We start from the raw sequence: 17945 nt of genomic DNA, 5'->3' as shown, positions 1-17945 counted from the left end.
ACCCACCCAAAGGCGGGCGGCCAGTGAACTGGCAATCATTGACTATAAAGAAGTAGTACAAACACACTCTTGAGTTCTCAAACCACCACCGCGCAATCAGTCCGAAGCTCTTCACTGGGGAATTTCTTCTCGCTGACCGGCAGCAAGATGAATAACTTACACACACATCCGCCATCGCGCAAATCGCCGTTTCTCAGGACCTCAAAAATCGTTGGAAACACTGGCCTCCATCGGCGTGTCGAAAATGCGCTTTTCCGCCCTCAAAAGCCTGCTCTGGGCCTTCCGACCCCACGAAAATTCATCAAAAATCATGCCCGACGGCGTGTCGCAATGGGTCTGTGTCTGCATAACAGCGACGATTAACACTCATTGGGCCTGCGCGTCATTCGACTTTTCAAAAGAGACGGACAGCGGGACGGACTGCACGGACATATCGTAACGGCGCAATCTCTCGACGAGATCTCCTCGCACAAATGGCCACGCCCCGGCAAACGCTTCCGGAGCAAAAAACTCCCCGTCACACTCATCAACCCATAGCGCATACCGAAAATCGGTTGTAAACACCGCTTCCGCCCCACGATTCACCGGGAAAACCTTGGCATTAACGGTGAGCTCATACGGCCAGTCTCTTCCCTCGGGAGCATCAACGACATCAAAGGCAAAAGCCAATGTCCCCGATCCGGATTCGGTATTGTCTGCCGCAAAATTCCGTTTACTGCTTTCTGACAGCAACACTAGATTGCGTACTTTCATGCCATAGCCTCTTCCCTTTTCGTATCTGCGGACGCAGCAGCATCTGTTGACGAGGCGGGCAGAAGCACAACACGATATGGTTCGGCCTGCGCACCATCCCGCCTGAGTTCCACTCGCGCATCGACGGCAATCGGTCCAGCAGTAAACGCGCCATCCGTCCATTCCACGCTGGCCGGCAGCTCGACGTGACATTGCTGTCGAACATAATGACGCCGCCCCTCCGGCTTGTTCTCCGCAGGCTCCACGACGTATTCGATGCGCGCGCCGACTTCAAGCGCGTAATCCGTCAACAGCGAAACCAGCTTCGTTTTGCCGTTCTCAATCTGGGAGACATATCCCTGCGTCACATTCATCTCGTCAGCGAGCTGCGCCTGCGTCATCCCGCGTCGCTTGCGCATGGCCACCAAATCATCAAGCAGTTCATCCCCAGCTCGATACAGATCGTAAGCGAGCTCTTTGTAGTCGTATCCGGATTCAGCCACGTCCATCACCGCCTTCATGCGCCTCCATAAAAAATATTAGTATTTCTAATATTACTGAGAGCCACCGCATAACGCGCCAGACGACCAACCATTACGCCCATGGCGTCGGCAGAGCGCAATCGCCGCATCGATCTGACGATTCTGCTCCTCATTGATCAAACCGTCGTCCGCGCCACTCACATCCTTCATATGCATTCCCAACCCATACACAGCATCGGGCTTCGACCACGGTTCCGCATCGTAATGACGGATCAATTCCTTGCGGCCGCCTCGCAACTGCCTGGCATCCCGATGCCATCTGAACTCATACATCGGGCAATCCTCGTGCCGCGCACGTGCCAACGCAACCACTTCGGTGCCAGGCAGCAGGCGGCCGGCCGATGCGCGTTCCAGCGCCTCCTCAACATACGCCTCAGTCTGCATGCGGTATTTATCGAATCGGCGCGGCTCAAGTCTGCCATCAGCCAGATAGGCGTTCGCGCTGCGATTGGCGAACCATCTCGCCACAGCGAGCTCCACGCTCTCGTCTTCGCCGCGCCGAATAGGTTCCCCGAACCAGTCATAGCGAACCCGACGACCTCGCACACACCGAGAATCCGAAACCACCATGTTCCCTCCCAACTATTTGGGAAGAAGCCTATCCCGCATCATGCCGCTGAATTGCGTTTTTTGCTCAAAGCAATATATTGGCGCGCTGGGCGTCGGAACGACCCCGCTTTAGAGACGCGGAGCGGCGGCGGAGTCGCGGATGACGAGTTCGCCTTCGAGTTCGACGAAACGGGGCGGCAGTTCCTCGCCGCGTTCGCGCGCCTCAAGACGCGACATCAGCAGCTGAACCGCACGACGGCCCGCCTCGGGGAAATCCTGACGGTAGGTGGTCAGAGGCGGATCCCACACGCAGGACAGCGGATGATCGTCGAAACCGATGACGCTGATGTCCTCGGGCACACGGCGGCCTTCGTCCTCCAGCCCGCGCATCAGGCCCATCGCGATCTCGTCGTTGCCGGCGAACACGGCGGTCACTCCATCGATATGCGCCACCTTGTGCCCGACCTCGCGCGCATCGGCCGGTGCCCATGTGCAGTGCAGCATATCCGGAATCGGCTTGCCAACCGCACGCAGCTGCGCCTCCCAACCCGCCGTGCGCGAATAGCCACCGCCGCCACCGGGAATCGTGACATGGCACACATTCTTGTGGCCGAGAGACAACAGATAATCGGTGATCCGCCGGCCCGCCCGGTTCTCGCATAGGTCGATCTGATCCAGTTCCGGTTCACGATCGCCGGCGATGATGACCTTGGTCACGCTATCGGGCAGCATGCCAAGCGCACGCACCGCCAGATCGTCATATTTGAGCACGATGACGCCGCTGGGATTCTGGTCCATCGTCATATTGATCGATGCTTTGATGCCCGCGTCGCTGTCATCATCCAGCTTCGTGATGCTCAATGGATAGTTGTGGGCGCGGCTTTCGTCCTCAATGCCTTGGATCGTCATGGCCGAGCCATACAGCGTGGTGTTCGTGGTGAGCACCACCAGCGATTTCATGGAGGAGTTCACCAGTCCACGCGCCACACGGCTGGGATGGTAGTCAAGCAGTTTGATGGCGTGCGCGATGCGCTCGCGGCTCTCCTCGCTCAGTTTGGGAGAGTTATTGAGATACCGGGAAACCGTCGATACGGAGACTTTGGCAAGCGCGGCCACGTCCTTGATAACCGGCGCTCGTTTTTCCTTCGGTCGCTGCATATGAATCTGCCCATCTTTCATATTCCCCATATTCCCAGAACATATGTATACGGGGGAGGGGATTTAAGAAACGCGTGCTGATATGAAAATCCCGGGACCGACGGGAAGGAGGAAGGAGAAACGTCGGTTCCGGGATCTTCTGGACTGCTTCGCGCAGCCGGCGCCTGTAAACAGCCCACCGGGCTGTTTACTTAACGGCGCCTCCGGCAATTACGGACTCGCCTTATGGCGAGGCTCATCATTACCTTCGCTCGGCTTTCGCCTCGCTCAGGCGTCGCCTGTAAACAGCCCACCGGGCTGTTTACTTAACGGCGCCGCCCGTGATGCCCGAGATGATCTTGCGCTGGCCGATGACGAAGACGATCAGCAGCGGGAGGGTCATCAGGATGATGTAGGCGAAGATGAGATGCCAGTTGTTGAGGTACAGACCGGCCGACGCCACATTGTAGAGGTTGAGCGGCAGGGTATCCATCTTGCCCGACAGGATGAACAGCGAGTAGAACACATCGTTCCAGATGTAGAGCACCACGAGGATCGTGGAGGAGGCAAGCGTCGGGGCGAGCAGCGGGAAGATGATCTTGAAGAAGATCTTCATCGGGCTGGCGCCATCGATGCGGGCGGATTCCTCAAGCGACACCGGGATGGTTCTGATGAAGCCGGTGATGAAGAAGATCACCACGGACAGGTAGATGCCCACGTACACGAAGATCATGCCGGGAGCGGTGCCCGAGATGCCCATCATCTTGAGCAGCATCATGATCGTCACGACGGACGGCGGCAGGATGACGCCGGAGATGAACAGCGCATAGAGCATGGCCATGCCCTTGGAAGCGCGGCGACCGAAGATCCACGCGGCCATCGAACCGAAAAGCAGCGCGATGAACACGGACGGCACGGTGACGATCAACGAGCCAAGCAATGCCGACAGGATCTTGCCATCGGTGATGACTTCCTTGAAGTTGTCGATCATATGCCACTGGCTGGGCAGAGACATGCTCGGCACCACGGCCTCGGCCTGCGTCTTGCCGGCCGTGACGATGAGGATCCAGAACGGAATCGCCAGGAAGATCAGCATGAGGAGGATGACCAGCACCGCGTGCCCGATCTCGCGGCCCCTCGACTTCTTGCGGACGCCGCCGACATGGCTGTTGGTCTTGACGACACCGCTTTCGCTAAAGGTTGCGCTGCTCATAGGATCTTTGCCTCCCTCTTACGCAGATAGATGACCAACGGGATGGCGATGATCATCACCATCACGAACAGCACCAGGGACATGGTGGTGGACTGCGAATACAGGCCCTTGCCGAAGGTGCGCCAAATGAACAGGTTCAGGATTTCCGTGGAGCCGCCGGGGCCGCCGTTGGTGGTTGCCTGGACGACATCGAAGGAGTTCATCGAGCCGAGCAGTGCGGTGGCCACGTTGAAGGTCATGGCCGGAGCGACCAGCGGGAACTTGATCTGCCAGAAGGTCTTCCAAGCGTTGGCGCCGTCGATGGAGGCCGCCTCGAGCACCTCGGCGTCGATGGTCTTGAGACCGGCGAGGTAGGTGAGCATTGCGAAGCCCATCCACTTCCAGCCATGGATGAGGGTGACCACGACGATGGTCCATGTGGTCGAGCCAAGCCATTGGATCTCGACTGTGTGGCCGGCGAAGAAGCTGAGGATCTGGTTGAGCACGCCGTCGCTCTTGAGGATGGCCTGCCAGATATAGCCGGCGCCGAGGGCGGACATGATCACGGGGATGAAGAACATCGTGCGGGCGAAGCGGTTGAGGCGGGTGTCCTTCTCGAGGAGCACGGCCAGGCCCAAGCCGAAGACGTTCTGGAAGATGGCCACCAGCACGGCGTAGATCAGGGTGACCTTGATGTCCGCAAGCAGGGTGCCGCTTTCGAACAGGGATTTGAGGTTTTCGAGCCCGTTGAAGTTAATCGTCGCCTTGAACGCGGACCAATCGGTGAACGCGTAGACGAAGTTCATGATGGTGGGGACGAAGAAGAACACCACCAGCATCAGGCCCGCCGGGACGATGTAACGCAACGGATAGTTCTTGCGTTCCAATGCCCTGGTGCCTTTGATGCGTTCCTTATCGGGCGAGGCGCTCCCATGCCTCGTCCCGGTCGAAACACTTGCAGTCATTGTCTGTTTCCTTATGTCGGATCTTCCGCCGACGCGGACGGAATGGATTGTTGGGATATCACACACATGGATGGACCCGGCCGGATGGCTGGCTGAGCGGAAGCGGAAGCCGCCATCCGACCGGGTCTATGTCGTTGTCAGGAGCCTTGGCCCTTGCGGGCCACGGATGTCAGAATCCCTCGGCGCCCTGGGCCTTGGCGATCTGGGCGAACTGATCCTGGGTGGTCTTGGCCACATCCTCCGGGGTCATGGTGCCGTTGACCATGTTGGCCAGGTTCAGATACAGATCGGGGTTGGCGATGGCCTGGGACTGCATGGAGCCGACGGCGTTGGACAGCGCCTCGAAGGCATCCAGCGAAGCCTGCGGCACGGTGTCCGGGGTGTCGACGCCCTTGATGATGGAGACCAGGTTCTGGTCCTTGATGAAGTTCTCGTAGTCGGAGCCGAGCCAGAAGGAGATGAACTGGCGGGCCGCGGCCTCGCGCTTCTCATCGCCGCTCTTGAAGGCGACGATGCAGTTGCCCTGCTGCGGGATGGACGTGGCGACGTTGCCTTCCTTGGAGATCGGGAAGAAGCCGATGGTCTCGTCGAGCTTGGCCTTGTCGTTGTCGGCGAGCGCCGCGATGGAGGCGAACATCGAGTTGGTCTGGATGATCATGCCGGTCTTGCCATCGATCAGGGCCTGGGCCTGATCGACGTCCTTGGCGGAGCCGGCGTCCTTGTTGTAGAAGCCGTCGTCGAACAGGGACTTGTATTCCTTGATGGCGCCGAGGATGTCATCGCCCTCGAAGCTGTCCTTGTTGGCGTTGACGTTATCCCACAGGCCATCCTGGGCGGCCTCGGCGAGCTGGACGTTCACGGCCCACTGGGTGCCCCACTGGGAGCCGGCCATCTCGAAGAGCGGCGATTCGGCGGCCTTGGTGTCCTTGATCTTCTGGGCGGCGGCCTTGAACTCATCCCAGTTCTTCGGGGTTTCGGTGATGCCGGCCTTCTCGAAGACCTTCTTGTTATACCACACGCCTTCGGTGTCGGGCGCGGACACAAGCGCGCCATAGTAGGAGCCGTCGGTGGCCTTGCCGCCGGCGTCGGCGATGCCGTCCGCATACTTGTCGAGCCACGGGGCGTCGTCAAGCTTCTGCAGCTTGTTCTGCGCGACGAAACCGGCCAGGGTGGAGGGCACGGCCTGCCAGAACATGACGTCGGGGGCGTCGCCGGTGGTGATCTTGGTCTGCACGTTGGACTCGTAGTTGTCCGGGATGGTCTGCAGATCGATCTCGGCGCCGGTGGCCTTCTCGAAGTCCTCGATGACCTTCAGCGGGATCTTGTTGGAGTTCTGCGCCGCCCAGAAGGTCAGCTTGACGCCGTCGAGCTTGGTGTCCTCGGCCGGCCAGTAATCGGCGGCGGACGTATCGGTGTCATCGCTGCCGGAGGTCGTGGCAGCCGGGTTGCCGCAGCCGGCCATCAGCATGCCAAGCGCGGCGACCGAGGCGACGGCGGCGGTTGCTTTCTTCCAATTCCTCATCGTTGAGCCTTTCTTAAGGTCCAGGGTTGTTCTCCTTCGGAACAGCCATCTTCGGCAAGAGACCCATCTGACGCTGACCTCGCATCATTGCGTCCCTTATCGACATAACTCAGTATAGGTGGTATCGATTCCACGTCAAATTTCATCGGAGTGTCGACAGCACGTACAACCGGAATGCAGTGCATAAAATACCAATAAATTCATTGAAAAAGCTCATACTAGGGTTCTAAAAAAGCAAACGCCTAGAAGACTCTCGCAACATTTGCACACATCTAATGGCATCGGTACCATCATGTATGTTGTATAAGCGAAGCTCAAGTTCACAACGAGGTACACCATGCGCTCACAGACTCTCACACTTATCCAGCCGCATGCCGGCAACACCGTCGCCACGCACCTGTCCCTGGGATGGCATGACGGAGCGCTGCCCCATGTCTTCGCCATCGGCCGTTCGACGGATGCGCCGACGGCGCCGTCCGCCGAGGCATACGGCGCGCTGTTCCCGCAGACGCTCGACGCCGGCCTGTCCATCAGCGAGTTCCCCAGCATCCTGCCTTCGCAGGCTGAGGGATGGACCGGCATGCCGGCCATCCAGATTTCGCGCGGCGGGGTCGAGGTCTTCCCCCGTCTGCGCGTCACGGACGTCATCCACGACGCCTCCTCATGCACCATCACGGCATCCGATGACGAGGCAGGTGTCTCGCTCACCGCCGCGGTCGGCATCGGCGACGACGGCCTTATCCGACTCGATGCCGCCCTGACGAACCTTGCGGACGCGCCTCTGTCCGTCTCCCGGCTGACCCCGGTGCTGCCGTTGCCTCCCCAGGTGTGCGAGGTCGAGACGTGCACGGGGCATCATCTGCGCGAGCGCGCGCTGCAACGCCAGCCGCTGACCGAGGGACTGTTCGCCAAGGACTCGCATATGGGCCGCCCCGACTTCAATTCGGCCACGCTGCTCAGCGCTGGCGAACGGGGCTTCGGCTTCGAGCACGGCCTCGTCTTCTGCGCCCATGTCGCGTGGAGCGGCAACAGCACGGTGTTCGCCGAGCGCACGCCCTACACACATGGCGTGATCGGCGGCGGCGAGCTGCCGTATGCCGGTGAAATCACGCTCGCCAAGGGCGAGACCTATGCCTCGCCGACGCTGCTGGTCGCCGTGGGTGACGGTCTGAACGACGCCTCGGCGCAATACCACGCCTATGTGCGCGCGCATCACCCGCAGCTGGCCAAGCGCCCGCGTCCCGTCACCCTCAACACCTGGGAGGCCATGTATTTCGGGCAATCCGAGGAGAAGGTCATCGCCCTGGCCGACCGCGCCGCCACCATCGGAGTTGAGCGCTTCGTCATCGACGACGGCTGGTTCCTCGGACGTCGCGACGACACGAAGGGGCTCGGCGACTGGCAGGTGGACCGCGGCGTGTGGCCGAACGGGTTCACGAAGGTCGCCGAGCATGTGCATGGCTTGGGCATGGAGTTCGGCGTGTGGTTCGAACCCGAGATGGTGAACCCGGATTCCAACGTGGCGCGCGAGCATCCCGATTGGATCCTTGCGCCGAATGACTCTCGCCTGCCGATGGAAGGGCGCAGCCAGCAGGTCCTCGATCTGACGAATCCGGACGCGGCGCAATACATCGAGCAATCGATCGATGCGCTGGTGGGCGAATATGGCATCGACTACATCAAATGGGACCACAACCGATTCCTGACCGAACCGCTCTCCCGCCGTTCCGGTCTGCCCGCCGTGCACCGGCAAACCAAGGCCTTCTACGCCATCGTCGACGCGCTCAAGGCGCGGCACCCCGGATTGGAGATCGAGAGCTGCTCGTCGGGCGGCGGCCGCATCGACGTGGGCGCGCTGACGCACACCGACCGCGTGTGGGCCTCGGACTGCACCGACCCCATCGAACGCACGGATATCCAGCGGGGCACCTCGCTGATCGTGCCGCCGGAGATGCTTGGCGAACACATCTCCGAATCCCCGAATCACGCGACGCGACGCGCCACCACGCTCACCACGCGTGCCGCCGTCGCCTTCTTCGGGCATCTCGGCATCGAGTGGAACATCATGAAGCTCTCCGACGAGGGAATGGCGCAGCTGCGCCGGTGGGTGGAGCTCTACAAGGCCCGCCGCGATGCGATCCCCGCCGGTACCGTCGTGCATGTCGACAATCCGGACCCCGCCGTGCGTGTCGACGGACTGGTTTCCCCGGACCGCTCGCATGCGGTGTTCCGCTTCGCCGCAGTCGCCAGCTCCCAGGAATATCCCTATGGACTGACCCGCTTCGCCGGCCTCGACGCCTCCGCCGTGTACCGCGTGCGCCCGGTCGGCGGCACAGCGCTTTATGAAGGCGAGTCCAGCCCCAACTGCCGCACCACCTTGGGCTGGTGGAGCGACGAGGGCATCGACGTGCCCGGCGCAGCCCTGATGGAATGGGGCATCCGCCTGCCGCAATTGGCCCCCGAGCATTGCGTGCTTGTGGAACTCACCCGGCAGTGACATAAGTGACTGGCGTCTGCGATTAAGCGCAATGGGGCCGGCATCCTACGAACGGATGCCGGCCCCATTGCATTGACCATCGGCGAACCACTTGCACAATATGGTGGCCCGCCTTCCGCTGCGGAAGGCGGGCCACCGTATGCAATAGAGGATCTATCAGCGCAGCTCGAAGGTGCGCGAGACATACCCGGCGCCGGCAGGCACGGTGACGATCAGCTCGCCAGCCGTCTCATCCCAACGCACGGGCCAGTCGGCGAAGTCACCGCCGACCGGGAACACCGGAGCCACCTCGACGGCGCGACCGGCCAGATGCGGCATGGCCAGACGCACCTCGCCGCCCTCGGCCTCGCGCGCCCACACGGTCACCAGCGTGCGGTCGGCGGCCTTGACCCCCAGCGCCAGCACCTTGTCGTCCCAACCGGGCAGACCGAGCGGCCAGAACGGCTCGGAGCCGCCAATCACCGGCTGCACATGCTCCTTGTAGGCCTTGATGCCGGCCGTCACAATGCCCAACTGCGCCGGATCCATGCGGTTGATATAGCCGGAAAGGAAGAAACGGCCCAGGAACGTCGTGTTGATGTTGAACGCCGTCTGTTCGGCGGTCATATCGGACTGCGGATACGCCCAGCTGGCCGCCTGCTCGGGCAGCATCATCATCGGCGCGGCGGCCGCGATGGCCGGGTAGAGACGATAATCCTGCTGATCGGAGGTCGACTGCACCTGGAAGCGGGAGGTCTGCGCGAAGTCCTCGCGCATGCCGCCGGAGGAGCAGTTCTCGAGGATCACCTCGGGATGGCGCCGGTGGATGCCCTCGACCCATGCCGAATAGGCACGGTTGTGACCCAACAGGCCATCGCCCGGCGCATCGGCGTTGAGATCCGTGCCGGCGCCCGGCGAGACGTTGTAGTCCATCTTGAAATAGCCGATGCCATAGTCGTCGACGAGACGATCGACCACGGAGTCGAGATGGGCGCGGGCCGCGGGGTCGCGCAGGTCGAGGATATAGCGCTGCTGTTCGACCAAGCGGCGGCCGTTGCGCTGGAAGAAGGCGGAATCCGGCAGCTTGTCGGCCATCGGGGATTTGACGCCGATGACCTCGGGTTCCAGCCAGATGCCCGGCACCATGCCGTGGTCCTTGATGGAATCGATGACCTCGACGATGCCCTTTTCGCCCGGGAAACGGGTCTTCGAAGGCATCCACTCGCCCACCGAGGGCCACCAGTCGCCAGAATCGTCATACCAACCGCAATCGATGACGAAGATCTCGACGCCCGTCTTGGAGGCCGCCTCGATCAGCGGCAGCAGCTTGGCGGTGGTGGGGTCGCCGTTGATCGTGTTCATATAGTCGTTGAACACGGTGCGCACCACGGCGTTGTCGGAGTGAGGCGCGCGCATCGCACGGCGGTAGGCGGTCAGCTGGTCGACCGCGCTCTGGAAGTCGGAGGCCAGCGCCACGGAGGCGGGCACCGTATCGAATTCCTCGCCGGAAGCAAGGGTCTTGGACCACGAATGGTCCACATTGGTCGGGCCGGACAGCGCGAAATAACCGTCGACGGTGTTGTCGCCGACCTCGTAACGCCAGGCGCCGTTGTGCTCGATCTGGAACAGCCACGTCAGGCCAAGCTCCTTGTTCTCGAGCACGGCGAGCGGCGTGTGCTTGCCGGTGGACCATGTGCCGGTGGAGACCACGCGATGCTCGCTGCGCGGATCGTGCCCGGTGAGCTCCTGGGCCAGCACCGGGAACAGGCCGCGCACATCGACGGCATGCCAGCGTCCCTCGCCCAGCCAGTCGTAGTCGCCTTCGGTGAGCGTCCAGCCGTCAAGGCCGGCCGACTTGCCCTCGGGAGCACCGAAGGAGGCGACGAGGCTGGTCACCGACTCGAGATACACCTCCTGGGGGCCTTCGTTGCGAACCGCCACATGGGTGCGCAGCATCGCCACGTCGTCAGGCAGTTCGTAGGAAACCGTCACTTTGAGGTTGAGCTCAGGATGGCGCAGCACCACGTCCAGCCGCTTGCGATGATTCGCCGCGTCGACGCATTCCTCGTGCGATTCGTAGCGCAGTTCACGCCCGACCGAGGTATGAATCAGCCGGTCGTCGGCAATCCAATGCCCGGTGCCTGCCACCAGCAGTTCCGCCAGCGGCAGACGACGCGGAAAGACGGCCTCCACATCGCCTGCGGCGACCTTCTCGACGGCAATCGCACCGTTCTCATCGATGGAAAAGTCGAGGGACAACCGATCGTTGCCCCACACGAACCCTTGCGCCATATGATCCTCCATTGCATCGCCGGGTGACATCTTGTGGTATCGATTCCACATCATATTGGATAGCTTATACAACACCAAATCAACAGCGTCTCTAAATCTCGTGGTATCAATACCAACAAACAAGCCATGCAAGCTCGGACGCACGGCCCCATTCACAATCGCCACAGTGGCCTTTTATAACTTTTTATATCCTTTATATCTTTTATATCTTTTATATCTTTTATAGCTTCGCTTAACTATATGCGGGGCCCACGGCCGCCCAAACTCACCGCCTCCGCGGGCGGCGACCCTTCCAGATGATGTCGATCAGAATCCAGCACGACACCAGGAAGGCGATGACGTAGCCAAGGAAGCCGACGACGGGGATGCCGAAGATCACGGGCTTCATGCCGGCGAAATAGACGATCGACGAGCCGACGAACAGACCGACGACAATCAGCGCCATCGTGAGACGGTTGACCATGTCTCCGAGCTTGCGCATCGGGTCCTCGGAGCCGACGAGCTCCATATTGACCCGCAGCTGCCCGCGCGTGAGCATGCGTGCCGCGACCTTGAGCTCGCTGGCGGCGGCCAACGCCCCGTGCAGCGCGCGCCGCCCCTCGACGGCCAGCGACTGCGTTTCGTCCTTGACGCGCTGGTCGAGGGTCTTGCTGGCGGCGATGTGTTCGGAGATGATCTCGATCATGTTCACGTCGGGGATGAACTCGTCGAGCAGCCCTTCGAGCGTGACCAGCGCGCGGCCGACCGTGGTGACGGAGCTCGGCACCTCGATGCCGTGCCGCTGCGCCATCGAGGTCATCTCCGTCAGGAAGGCCGCGATGTCAAGGTCCTTGAGCTCCACGGTGCCGAATTCCTTGACGATCACATCGAGGTCGGCGAGCAGCGAGGGATAGTCCTCCGGATCGGCCTCGGCGCCGGCGAAGCGCAGCAGTCCGTCGGCGAGCGCCGGCGAATCCTGGGAGGCGACGGCGAAGATCATATCCCTGAGCACCGTGCGCGTCTTGCCGTTGAGCCGACCGGTCATGCCCAGATCGATGAGCACGATGGTGCCGTCGCGCACGATGATATTGCCCGGATGCGGGTCGGCGTGGAAGAATCCATCGTCGAGGATCTGCGTGGCGTAGTTGTCGACGAGCTTGGTGCCGATCTCCTTCAGGTCATACCCGGCTTCGACCAGTTCGTCGGGACGGGAGACGGAGATGCCGTCCACATAATCCATGACCAGCACATGCTGCGTGCACAGATCGGTATAGGGGCTCGGGCAGTCCATATAGGCGTATCGGTCCGCGAATCGCTTGAATTCGGCGAGATTGCGCGCCTCGATGGTGAAATCCGTCTCGGATTCGAAGGTCTCCCACAGCTCGTCCACCACGCCCTGCAGGTCGACGACCTGCGCGGAACGCACGAGGCGGGTCGCCGCCTTGGCGATCGAGCGCATGATGGCGACGTCCTGCGCCATGGTGCCGCGTACGCCGGGGCGCTGCACCTTGACGGCCACGTCCTCGCCGGTGACCAGCCGCGCGCGGTGCACCTGCGCCAGCGACGCGGAGCCGAGCGGCGTGGGATCGATCTCTGCGAACACCTCGTTCACCGGGCGCCCGTATTCGTGCTCGAGCACGGCGACGACGGTGCGATAGGGCATGGGATCGGCGTCGGCGCGCAGTTTGGCGAGTTCGTCGCAGAAGGGCTGCGGCAGAATCTCGGAGCGCATCGACAGGATCTGCCCGACCTTGACGAAGGTGGGGCCCAGTGCCTCGAGCAGCAGACGCAGTTTGACCGGGGTCAGGCCGTGCGCGATGTCGAAGCGTTGGACGATGCGCACCATCTGGCCGAGCCGATGGTATTTGCCCCGGCGGGTGAGATGGTATTTCGTCCGCAGATCATCCCGGCGATTGGAGAACAGTCCGATGGTTTCGTCCGACGGCGCCGGCGCTGCTGCCAAGCGCTCCGGGCGCACGAAAGCATCGCCGGGCGCAGCGGTGCGCCCGGCTCGCTGAGTCGGCTGCCGGAAACCGTGTTCGTCGGTCATATCGAAAGGATGCGGCGGCGGATGCCGCCATGGGAAGCTCAGTGCTCCCCCGCCTCCTGTTCGGCTTCCTTGGCTTCCTTGGCCTCGGTCATCTTGTGCTTGAGCTCGGTGTTGAGGGCCTTGCCCTGCTCGACGGTCAGCTCGCCCTTCTTCACCAGTTCGTCGACGATCTCCTGGCCCTTCTCCACCGTCGTCGCCAGCGCGCCGACGCCTGCCAGAAACACCTTGCGCAGGCCGTCGCCCAGATCGAAATCAGCCATGATATGCCTCCTTTGGTTATGCGTACCTCCCATGCTACCCCTTGGAGCCCGCCCAGCGCGGGCTTTCCCTTTAGGGCGCTATTCGCCGCGCCCCGGCCCATGAGCCGACCGAAGCCTGAATCGCGGCCTGACAACGAGAAGCCCGCCGACGTTTCCGCCGGCAGGCTTCATGCATATCAACGTAATAATCCCGAAAAACCTACCGCGGCCGGGAGGCTGCGACGTGGCGGGCGTGCAGGGCGATTTCGTCGAGATTCGCCAGCTCGGCCTTCATCTCGGGGGTCTGCCCCGACAGGTCGAAGGAGCCATAGCGACGGGTGACGGCCGTTTCGATGAGGAAATCGGAGATCGCCGGGTTCTTGGGCAGCAACGAACCATGCATATAGGTGCCGATGACGTTGTCGACGCGCGCGCCCTCGGTGTCATCCTCGCCGTTGTTGCCGGTGCCGATGACGGTGACGCGCCCCAGCGGCGCGGTCTCCTCGCGCAGGAAGGTCTGCCCGGAGTGGTTCTCGTATCCGATCACCCGTCCGAACTCGTCGGAGGTCTCGACGAGATTGCCGATCAGACGCGCCTCCTTGCCCACGGTGTAGGCGCCGATGACGCCGATGCCCGGCAGACGCGTGCCGTCGATCGTCTCGAAATACTCGCCGAACAGCTGGTAGAGGCCGCAGATCACCAGGATCGGCATGCCTTCGGCCGCGAGGTCGCGCAGTCGGTTCGCGCGCTTGAACAGATCGCGGATGATCTTCTTCTGGCCGGTGTCCTGGCCGCCGCCGCCGATGATCATATCGACCGACTCGGGCCAGTCGTCGCCCTGGTTGTAATAGCGGATGCGCGGCTCATAGCCGTAGAGTTCCAGGCGACGACGGATCGTCAGCACGTTGCCGTTGTCGCCGTAGATATTCATATCCCTCGGATACAGGGACACGACGTCGATGACCTTGCTCATATCTCCTCCGCTCGCCTCAGCGTCCGACCCCGGCGTCGGCGACGTCGGTGATATGCGACAGCCGCTGACGCACCTTGAGCATCGACGTGTAGGTGCAGTATATCCGCTTCGGCCTGCCGGGATGGCGGCTCACGAAGTCCGTCAGCGCCTCGGACAGGTTGGTGTTCGTCGTCTTGACCGGCACCCGGTCGTATCCCAGACGCAGGCTCATATCCCACGCGCGCTTGCCGGAGACCATCTCGACGCCGCCCGCCTTGAGCGAGCCGAAGTCGACATCCCACAGCCAGCTCATATCGCGGCCGTCGGCGTATTCGTCGCAGATCGCGATCATCGTGTCGGTGTCGGCCGGTTCGAAGGAGGCCAACGAAAGGCGGAATCCCATCGGATTCTTGACGAGCACGAGTTCGATCGGCGCGCCCTGGTATTCGATGACCTCGCCGCGGCCGAAGGCGGGCGTGACGGTGGAGAGCACCTCCATCAGACGACGGGCGTCCACGTTCTTGGGCGTGTTGATGTTGCCATGGGCGAGGATGGCACGCACCATCGCCAGCGCGCCGGCCGCGTTGAACAGATTGTAGACGCCTTCGAGACGGACCTTGGACGAGCAGTCGTCGCCGCCGATCCTGAAGCCGGCGGTATGATCGCCCACCTGGGTGAGGGTCACGTCGGCTGCGAGGCTATCCGGGCTTTCGCCGGACGCGCGCGCGGCGTCGGAGCCTTCGGCACCCGCGCCCGCGCCCGTCTGCGCGAGCATCGCGTCGACCGAGGCTTCGCCGCCTTTGACGCTCTGCTCGGCGATCGCATATAGATCCTCGGCGGTCAGCTTGGTCGCGGTCGCGCCCGCGCCGGCATCGGAGCCATGCATATCGTCATCGGAGGGGAAGAAGGAACGCAACGACGGAGCCAGGCCAAAGTAACGGGTCTCGGTGGCGGGGCGCACGCAGGAGGCGAGCGCGGCGATGCGCGGATCCTCGCGGTTGAGCACGACGGCGGTGGTGGTCGCCTCGGCCACATGGCTCAGCAGGCGGGCGGTGTTGTCAATCTCGCCGAAGCGGTCGAGCTGATCGCGCATCACGTTGAGCAACAGGCTGAAGCGCGGCTTGACCTGGCGCACGAAGTGCACGGCGTAGGCCTCGTCGAGCTCGAGCACGGCGATGTCGGCGTCGAGACGGCCCGTCAAATCCACTTCGCGCAGCAGCGCGGAGGCGACGCCGCGCGTGAAGTTCGAGCCGGTGGGATTGGTGAAGACCTTGAGGCCCAGCTCGGTGAGCATCGAGGCGACCATGCGCGTGGTCGTGGTCTTGCCGTTCGTGCCGGAGACAAGCACCACGCCGAGCGGCAGTTGGGCGAGCGCGCGCCTGAGGAAACCGGGGTCCATCTGCTCGGCGACCTTGCCCGGCAGCGCGGAGCCGCCATGGCGGGCCACGCGGGCGAGCAAACGCACGGACTTGCCGACGAACGGCACGGCGAACGCATACCAGGGTTTGGCGGGAAGCTGCCCGCCGTTGGGAATCTGGGTCACGCCTACACTCCTTGGTTGTAGTCCTGCGGCATGTCCTTGAACTTCGATGTGGCGCCCAGGAACGCGAGATGGAAAGTTTCGGTCGGGCCGTTGCGGTGCTTGGCCATGATGATATCGGCCTCGCCCGGACGGTCCTCCTTGTCATAGAAGTCCGGACGGTGGACGAGGAACACCACGTCGGCGTCCTGTTCGATCGAACCGGATTCACGAAGATCGGAAAGCTGCGGTTTCTTGTCGTTGCGCATCTCGGGGCCTCGGTTGAGCTGCGAAAGCGCGACGACCGGCACCTCAAGCTCCTTGGCAAGCAGCTTCAAGGCGCGGGAGAATTCGGAAACCTCCTGCTGACGCGACTCGACCTGCTTGCCCGAGCTCATGAGCTGCAGGTAGTCGATGACCACGAGCTTCAGGTCGTTGGTCTGCTTGAGGCGGCGGCATTTGGCGCGGATCTCCATCAGCGACATATTCGGGCTGTCATCGATGAACAGCGGCGCGTCCTGCAGCTTGCCCCAAAAATTATTGAGCGTGTTCCAGCGCTCCGGAGTGATCTCGTCGGCGCGGCGCAACGCCCCGAGCGGGATGTTCGTCTCGGCGGAGATGATGCGCTGGGCGAGCTCCACCTTGCTCATCTCGAGGCTGAAGACGATTGAGGTCATGCCGTGGTGCAGCGCGGCGGCGCGGGCGAAGTCGATGCCGAGCGTCGACTTGCCCATGGCGGGGCGGCCTGCGACGACGACCATCTGTCCGGGCTGCAGACCCTGGGTCAGGTCGTCGATGTCGCGGAAGCCGGTGGGCACGCCCTTGTTGACCAGTCCCTGCTGGAGTTTGTCGAGCTGGTCAAGCGCGTCATGGACAACCGGTCCGATCGCGGAATAGTCCTGGCGCACCTTGCCGACGGACATCTCGTAGACCTCGGATTGCGCGAGGTTGACGACGTCCTCGGCCTGCGAGCCCTCGGCGGAATAGCCGAGCTGGGCGATCTTCGTGCCGGCGGCGATGACATTGCGCAGGATCGCGCGCTGATGGACGATCTCGGCGTAATACGTGGCGTTGGCGGCCGTGGGCACGGATGCGACGAGGGAGTGCAGATAATCGGTGCCGCCGACCTTCTCGAGGTTGCCATCGGAGAGCAATTGGTTGGCGACGAGCACGGCGTCGACCGGCTGGCTGGCCGAGAACAGGTCGATGACGGCTTCGTAGATCGTCTGATGCTTGGGCTGGTAGAAATCGGTGACGTCGATCATCTGGGAGACTTCGCCGATCGCGTCCTTGCTCATCAGCATGCCGCCGAGCACGGCCATCTCCGCGTCGTCGTCATGCGGAGGCACGCGGTCGAACAGCGCGTCGCGCACAGGTGCGCCGGTTTCGCCGGGCACATACGACGAGCCGTCGCGATTGCGGCGCCCGCCGGTTTCAGGGCGCGCGTCGCCCTGCCAGTCACCTTCTGCCATAACGGCTCAGTATAGACCCATGCCGGACCGCGTTCCATATCCTCCCTATACGGTTTCGCACATGTTGGCTGTTCGATTCCGTGGACGAGTTGTTATGGTGCATAATTCACGACACACGCGGGGCTGAATGTGGATAAAAATTTGAGTTATCCACATCTTGGGCATAACTCTGTGGATAAGTGAGAAGTTATCCACAAGGATATCCACATATTGGGGATAATTCTGTGCACAACGTGGGGATGGGCGGGGATAAATATCAGCTACCCCGACGGCGACTTGCGCCATTGGCAAGCGCATGGTACAGCCTCTATGAACACTCACGAATGC

At 62.3% G+C, this 17945-nt stretch carries 15 protein-coding genes; 1 reads left to right on the top strand and 14 read right to left on the bottom strand.

Going from position 1 to position 17945, the window contains the following annotated elements:
- Positions 1–201: 201 nt before the first annotated feature.
- From AC1AUD_RS10570 to AC1AUD_RS10535, 8 genes are all read right to left on the bottom strand, one after another.
- The gene (locus AC1AUD_RS10570; RefSeq protein WP_476574345.1) at positions 202–348 is read right to left on the bottom strand and encodes a hypothetical protein; all 147 of its coding nucleotides are present in this window, start codon (positions 346–348) and stop codon (positions 202–204) included.
- 18 nt (positions 349–366) lie between these two features.
- Positions 367–753, bottom strand: a complete 387-nt coding sequence (locus AC1AUD_RS10565; RefSeq protein WP_476574344.1) for a hypothetical protein — start codon at positions 751–753, stop codon at positions 367–369.
- Positions 750–1253: a helix-turn-helix transcriptional regulator gene (locus tag AC1AUD_RS10560; RefSeq protein ID WP_476574343.1), complete on the bottom strand. Its 504-nt coding sequence runs from the start codon at positions 1251–1253 to the stop codon at positions 750–752. Before AC1AUD_RS10560 ends, AC1AUD_RS10565 begins: the two co-directional genes overlap by 4 nt.
- Positions 1254–1286: 33 nt before the next feature.
- Positions 1287–1754: a hypothetical protein gene (locus tag AC1AUD_RS10555; protein ID WP_476574342.1), complete on the bottom strand. Its 468-nt coding sequence runs from the start codon at positions 1752–1754 to the stop codon at positions 1287–1289.
- Positions 1755–1952: 198 nt separating this feature from the next.
- Positions 1953–2981 (bottom strand): LacI family DNA-binding transcriptional regulator, encoded by a 1029-nt coding sequence (locus AC1AUD_RS10550; protein WP_476574341.1) that lies wholly within the window; start codon positions 2979–2981, stop codon positions 1953–1955.
- A 301-nt stretch (positions 2982–3282) separates the two neighbouring features.
- Entirely contained in the window at positions 3283–4173 is an 891-nt protein-coding gene (locus AC1AUD_RS10545; RefSeq protein WP_476574340.1) for a carbohydrate ABC transporter permease, read from the bottom strand.
- Positions 4170–4991, bottom strand: coding sequence for a carbohydrate ABC transporter permease (locus AC1AUD_RS10540; RefSeq protein WP_476574348.1), 822 nt, complete (start codon positions 4989–4991; stop codon positions 4170–4172). Before AC1AUD_RS10540 ends, AC1AUD_RS10545 begins: the two co-directional genes overlap by 4 nt.
- Before the next feature lie 295 nt (positions 4992–5286).
- Positions 5287–6639 (bottom strand): ABC transporter substrate-binding protein, encoded by a 1353-nt coding sequence (locus AC1AUD_RS10535; protein ID WP_476574339.1) that lies wholly within the window; start codon positions 6637–6639, stop codon positions 5287–5289.
- A 337-nt stretch (positions 6640–6976) separates the two neighbouring features.
- Here AC1AUD_RS10535 and AC1AUD_RS10530 point away from each other — a divergent pair, with 337 nt between their 5' ends.
- Positions 6977–9136, top strand: a complete 2160-nt coding sequence (locus AC1AUD_RS10530) for an alpha-galactosidase (protein ID WP_476574338.1) — start codon at positions 6977–6979, stop codon at positions 9134–9136.
- A gap of 156 nt (positions 9137–9292) precedes the next feature.
- On the opposite strand, the gene AC1AUD_RS10525 is transcribed toward AC1AUD_RS10530, so the two are convergent.
- The 6 genes from AC1AUD_RS10525 to dnaB all read right to left on the bottom strand — a co-directional run bounded on the left by AC1AUD_RS10525 (position 9293) and on the right by dnaB (position 17618).
- Positions 9293–11407: a glycoside hydrolase family 36 protein gene (locus tag AC1AUD_RS10525; protein WP_476574337.1), complete on the bottom strand. Its 2115-nt coding sequence runs from the start codon at positions 11405–11407 to the stop codon at positions 9293–9295.
- Between the two features lie 265 nt (positions 11408–11672).
- Positions 11673–13436 (bottom strand): ABC1 kinase family protein, encoded by a 1764-nt coding sequence (locus tag AC1AUD_RS10520; protein ID WP_476574336.1) that lies wholly within the window; start codon positions 13434–13436, stop codon positions 11673–11675.
- Between the two features lie 38 nt (positions 13437–13474).
- Positions 13475–13696, bottom strand: a complete 222-nt coding sequence (locus AC1AUD_RS10515) for a phasin family protein (RefSeq protein ID WP_476574335.1) — start codon at positions 13694–13696, stop codon at positions 13475–13477.
- Positions 13697–13895: 199 nt separating this feature from the next.
- A complete protein-coding gene (locus AC1AUD_RS10510) occupies positions 13896–14648 on the bottom strand; it encodes a type 1 glutamine amidotransferase (RefSeq protein ID WP_476574334.1) in 753 nt (250 codons plus the stop codon).
- A 16-nt stretch (positions 14649–14664) separates the two neighbouring features.
- Complete coding sequence (locus AC1AUD_RS10505; RefSeq protein ID WP_476574333.1) at positions 14665–16170, bottom strand: MurT ligase domain-containing protein; 1506 nt, start codon at positions 16168–16170, stop codon at positions 14665–14667.
- A 2-nt stretch (positions 16171–16172) separates the two neighbouring features.
- Positions 16173–17618 carry a replicative DNA helicase gene (dnaB, locus tag AC1AUD_RS10500; RefSeq protein ID WP_476574332.1) on the bottom strand — a complete coding sequence of 482 codons (1446 nt, stop codon included), beginning with the start codon at positions 17616–17618 and terminating at the stop codon, positions 16173–16175.
- Between the last annotated feature and the right edge of the window lie 327 nt (positions 17619–17945).

Source organism: Bifidobacterium sp. LH_730 (assembly GCF_056355835.1).
This window is presented reverse-complemented; position numbering and strand designations above follow the sequence as displayed.

Bases quoted from the DNA above. Each gene is read 5' to 3' on its own strand.
- AC1AUD_RS10550 (WP_476574341.1), bottom strand. From the start codon at position 2,981: ATGCAGCGACCGAAGGAAAAACGAGCGCCGGTTATCAAGGACGTGGCC.
- AC1AUD_RS10545 (WP_476574340.1), bottom strand. From the start codon at position 4,173: ATGAGCAGCGCAACCTTTAGCGAAAGCGGTGTCGTCAAGACCAACAGC.
- AC1AUD_RS10515 (WP_476574335.1), bottom strand. From the start codon at position 13,696: ATGGCTGATTTCGATCTGGGCGACGGCCTGCGCAAGGTGTTTCTGGCA.
- AC1AUD_RS10520 (WP_476574336.1), bottom strand. From the start codon at position 13,436: ATGACCGACGAACACGGTTTCCGGCAGCCGACTCAGCGAGCCGGGCGC.
- AC1AUD_RS10510 (WP_476574334.1), bottom strand. From the start codon at position 14,648: ATGAGCAAGGTCATCGACGTCGTGTCCCTGTATCCGAGGGATATGAAT.
- AC1AUD_RS10570 (WP_476574345.1), bottom strand. From the start codon at position 348: ATGCAGACACAGACCCATTGCGACACGCCGTCGGGCATGATTTTTGAT.
- AC1AUD_RS10540 (WP_476574348.1), bottom strand. From the start codon at position 4,991: ATGCTGGTGGTGTTCTTCTTCGTCCCCACCATCATGAACTTCGTCTAC.
- AC1AUD_RS10525 (WP_476574337.1), bottom strand. From the start codon at position 11,407: ATGGCGCAAGGGTTCGTGTGGGGCAACGATCGGTTGTCCCTCGACTTT.
- dnaB (WP_476574332.1), bottom strand. From the start codon at position 17,618: ATGGCAGAAGGTGACTGGCAGGGCGACGCGCGCCCTGAAACCGGCGGG.
- AC1AUD_RS10535 (WP_476574339.1), bottom strand. From the start codon at position 6,639: ATGAGGAATTGGAAGAAAGCAACCGCCGCCGTCGCCTCGGTCGCCGCG.
- AC1AUD_RS10530 (WP_476574338.1), top strand. From the start codon at position 6,977: ATGCGCTCACAGACTCTCACACTTATCCAGCCGCATGCCGGCAACACC.
- AC1AUD_RS10560 (WP_476574343.1), bottom strand. From the start codon at position 1,253: ATGAAGGCGGTGATGGACGTGGCTGAATCCGGATACGACTACAAAGAG.
- AC1AUD_RS10565 (WP_476574344.1), bottom strand. From the start codon at position 753: ATGAAAGTACGCAATCTAGTGTTGCTGTCAGAAAGCAGTAAACGGAAT.